Origin of the sequence: Cupriavidus sp. WS, assembly GCF_000395345.1 — a bacterium.
Classification (GTDB): domain Bacteria; phylum Pseudomonadota; class Gammaproteobacteria; order Burkholderiales; family Burkholderiaceae; genus Cupriavidus; species Cupriavidus basilensis_B.
The window spans coordinates 1-3271 of record NZ_AQPL01000537.1 but is presented as its reverse complement, the minus strand read 5'-3'; the positions used below and the strand labels follow the sequence as shown (position 1 = coordinate 3271).

Annotated in this window: 5 protein-coding genes; all 5 read left to right on the top strand. The window is 71.4% G+C overall.

The window, feature by feature from the left end; genetic code table 11:
- Window positions 1-743: DNA polymerase III subunit gamma/tau C-terminal domain-containing protein (locus K206_RS40100; RefSeq protein WP_043367682.1), on the top strand; the 743-nt coding region annotated here is incomplete at its 5' end.
- A 99-nt stretch (window positions 744-842) separates the two neighbouring features.
- Window positions 843-1175: a YbaB/EbfC family nucleoid-associated protein gene (locus K206_RS0133915; protein ID WP_020206734.1), complete on the top strand. Its 333-nt coding sequence runs from the start codon at window positions 843-845 to the stop codon at window positions 1173-1175.
- 97 nt (window positions 1176-1272) lie between these two features.
- Window positions 1273-1887, top strand: coding sequence for a recombination mediator RecR (recR, locus tag K206_RS0133910; RefSeq protein WP_020206733.1), 615 nt, complete (start codon window positions 1273-1275; stop codon window positions 1885-1887).
- 21 nt (window positions 1888-1908) lie between these two features.
- Complete coding sequence (locus K206_RS0133905; RefSeq protein WP_029044400.1) at window positions 1909-2814, top strand: LysR family transcriptional regulator; 906 nt, start codon at window positions 1909-1911, stop codon at window positions 2812-2814.
- A gap of 153 nt (window positions 2815-2967) precedes the next feature.
- Window positions 2968-3271 (top strand): CoA transferase (locus K206_RS40095; RefSeq protein WP_043367681.1); only part of this gene is annotated, 304 nt, incomplete at its 3' end.

The window sequence follows — 3271 nt, the reverse complement described above, 5'->3', positions numbered from 1 at the left end:
CTCCGGCTCCGACCCGCGCCGGGTCGCCCGAGCGCCGCGCGCCGGCCGCCGCGTCTGCCGAAGCCGCCGAAGCCGTCGATCGCGGTCCGTCGGACGAGGTCCCGCCGTGGGAGTTCGCCGGCAGCAGCGACGTGCCGCCGTGGGAAGACCTGCCGCCGGACCTGCCGGTCATCGGCCCCTACGACAGCGATCCCGAACCCATGCCCATGCGGCAGGCCGCGCCGCGCCGCGAGCCGTCGCGTCCGTCCGCACCATCCGCGCAATCGGCACAGCCCGCTGCCGCGCAGGCGCCGGCGGAAGCGGCCGCGCCGGTGCGCCTGGCGCCGCCCAGGCCGCCCGTGGCCGGCGAGGACGGCACGCCGCCGGTGTTTACCGGCGCCTGGCCGGCGCTGGCCGCCAGCCTGCCGCTCAAGGGCCTGGCGCAGCAGCTTGCCTACCAGAGCGAACTGGTGCAGGTGGTGGGGCGCACCTTCCACCTGCGCGCGCCGGTGGCGCCGATCACCGAGGCCGGCGTGGTCGAGCGCCTGCAGCAGACGCTGTCGGAGCAGCTTGGCACCGAGGTGCGCGTGCAGTGCGAGATCGGCGCGGTCGCGGACACCGCGGCGGCGGCCGATGCGCAGGCCCGCGCCGAGCGCCAGCGTGAGGCCGAGGCCACCATCGGGGAGGACCCGTTCGTGCAAGGCTTGCTGCGCGAGTTCGGCGGCCATATCCTGCCGGGATCGATCCAGCCACGCGCGGCCTGACCACCTGCCGCGCCACCGTTTCTTTTTATGACGGGCCGCCGGCGCCCATGACGCGCGGCGGCCCGTGGTTTCCATCCAACACGCTATCAGGAGCTTTCCATGATGAAGGGTCAACTGGCCGGGCTGATGAAACAGGCCCAGCAGATGCAGGAGAACATGAAGAAGATGCAGGAGCAGCTTGCCCTGATCGAGGTCGAGGGCCAGTCCGGCGCCGGCCTGGTCAAGGTGGTCATGACCTGCAAGAACGACGTCAAGCGCGTCACCATCGACCCCAGCCTGCTGGCCGAGGGCGAGGACAAGGAACTGCTGGAGGACCTGGTGGCGGCCGCCTTCAACGACGCGGTGCGCAAGGCCGAGGCGACCACGCAGGAAAAGATGGGCTCGATGACGTCCGGCCTGCCGCTGCCGCCGGGCTTCAAGATGCCGTTCTGAGCCAGGCACGCGCAAGGAAGCCGGCAATGAGTCTCGAATCCGCACCGCATCGCGCGCCGCCGGCGGGCATGGTGGTGTTCGCCGGCGGAGGCGCCGCTTGAAGAACGCGCCCCCGATTTCGCTGCAGGCGCTGATCGAAGCGCTGCGGGTCCTGCCCGGCGTGGGCCCCAAGTCCGCGCAGCGCATGGCCTACCACCTGCTGCAGCACGACCGCGACGGCGCGCGCAAGCTCGGCGACGCGCTGCGCGGCGCGGCCGACGGCATCAAGCACTGCTCGCGCTGCAATACCTTCACCGAGCAGGAAATCTGCTCGACCTGCCTGGACGAGCGGCGCGACGCCTCGCTGCTGTGCGTGGTGGAAACGCCGTCCGACCAGGCCATGATCGAGCAGACCCTGACCTACCGCGGCCAGTATTTCGTACTGATGGGCCGGCTCTCGCCGCTGGACGGCGTGGGCCCGCGCGAGATTCACCTGGACCGGCTGCTGGCGCGCGCCACCGACCCGGCGCTGGGCGGGCCGGTGTCCGAGGTGATCGTCGCCACCAACTTCACCAGCGAGGGCGAGGCCACCGCGCACTATGTGGGCGAGATGCTCAAGGCGCGCGGGCTCAAGGTCACGCGCCTGGCGCGCGGCGTGCCGGTGGGCGGCGAGCTCGAGTACGTGGATGCCGGCACCATCGCCCGCGCGGTGATGGACCGGCGCTCGGTGTAAGCGCGCCGCCAGCGCATGCGCATGAATCTCGCCCGTTTCGATCTGGTCACGCTGGGTCTGTTCGTCGCCGTGGCGCGCCAGGGCAGCATCTCGGCGGGCGCGCGCCAGTCCCATTTGGCGGTGGCGGCGGCCAGCAAGCGCATCTCCGACCTGGAGGCCGCGGTCGGCGCGCCGCTGTTCTTCCGCCATGCCGCCGGCGTGCAGCTGACCGAGGCCGGGCAGGCCTGCTTCCACCACGCGCTCACCGTCCTGCAGGACGTCGAGCGCATGGCCGGCGTGATGTCGGACTACGCCAGCGGCGTGCGCGGGCAGGTGCGCGTGTGCGCCAACACCTCGGCCATCACGCAGTTCCTGCCCGACGACCTCGCCAGCTTCATGGCGCTGCATCCCACCATCCGCATCGAGCTCGAAGAGCAGAACAGCAGCGAGATCGTGGCCGCGCTGGTGGAAAACCGCGCCGACGTCGGCATCTTCGCCGACCGCACCCCGAGCGCGGGGCTGGTCACGGTGGAGTACCGCCAGGACGAGCTGGTGGTGGTCACGCCGCCGGGCCACCCGCTGGCCGAGCGCGGCCCGGTGCGCTATGCCGACACCCTCGAATACGACTTCGTCAGCCTGCCGCAGGTGACTTCGCTGGCCGCGCGCCTGCTCGAGGAAAGCAGCCGGCTGGAGCGGCCGTTCCGCCTGCGCATCCAGGTGCGCAGCTTCGACGCCATGTGCCGCATGGTGATGGCGGGCTTGGGCGTGGGCGTGCTGCCGCGCATCGCGGCCGAGCCGCACGTGCAGTCGATGGGCCTGTCGCTGGTGGCGCTGCAGGACGCCTGGGCGCGTCGCACGCTGCTGATCGGCATGCGCGACCCGGCCGGGCTGACGGTGTCGGCGCGCCTGCTGATCACGCATCTCTGCGGCGACCGCGCCCCTTTCTGACGCCCCGGCCTTTCGCGTTCCAAGAAGGCCCGCTTCTCCGAATGCCGATTCCGCCATGCGCGCGGCTGGGGCACACTGCGTCGAAACAAGGCGTGGCGCCGACGCGATCGTCAGCGCGGCCCGCCGCAATCGAAATGCATGGAGACCCCGCACATGGCGCGACAGATTCTAGAGGGCATCCGGGTCCTGGAACTCGGACAACTGATTGCCGGCCCCTTCGCCGCCAAGACCCTGGCCGATTTCGGCGCGCAGATCGTCAAGGTCGAGCCGCCCGGGCAGGGCGACCCGCTGCGCAAATGGCGCATGCTGCATGGCGACACCTCGGTGTGGTGGGAAGCGCAGTCGCGCAACAAGCAGTCGATCTGCATCGACCTGCGCCAGGCCGAGGGCCAGGCCGTGGTGCGCCGCCTGGCCGCCGAGGCCGACGTGCTGATCGAGAACTTCCGCCCCGGCACGA

Coding starts and splice junctions, on each gene's coding strand:
- K206_RS0133905 (WP_029044400.1), top strand. CDS start 1,909: ATGAATCTCGCCCGTTTCGATCTGGTCACGCTGGGTCTGTTCGTCGCC.
- K206_RS0133915 (WP_020206734.1), top strand. CDS start 843: ATGATGAAGGGTCAACTGGCCGGGCTGATGAAACAGGCCCAGCAGATG.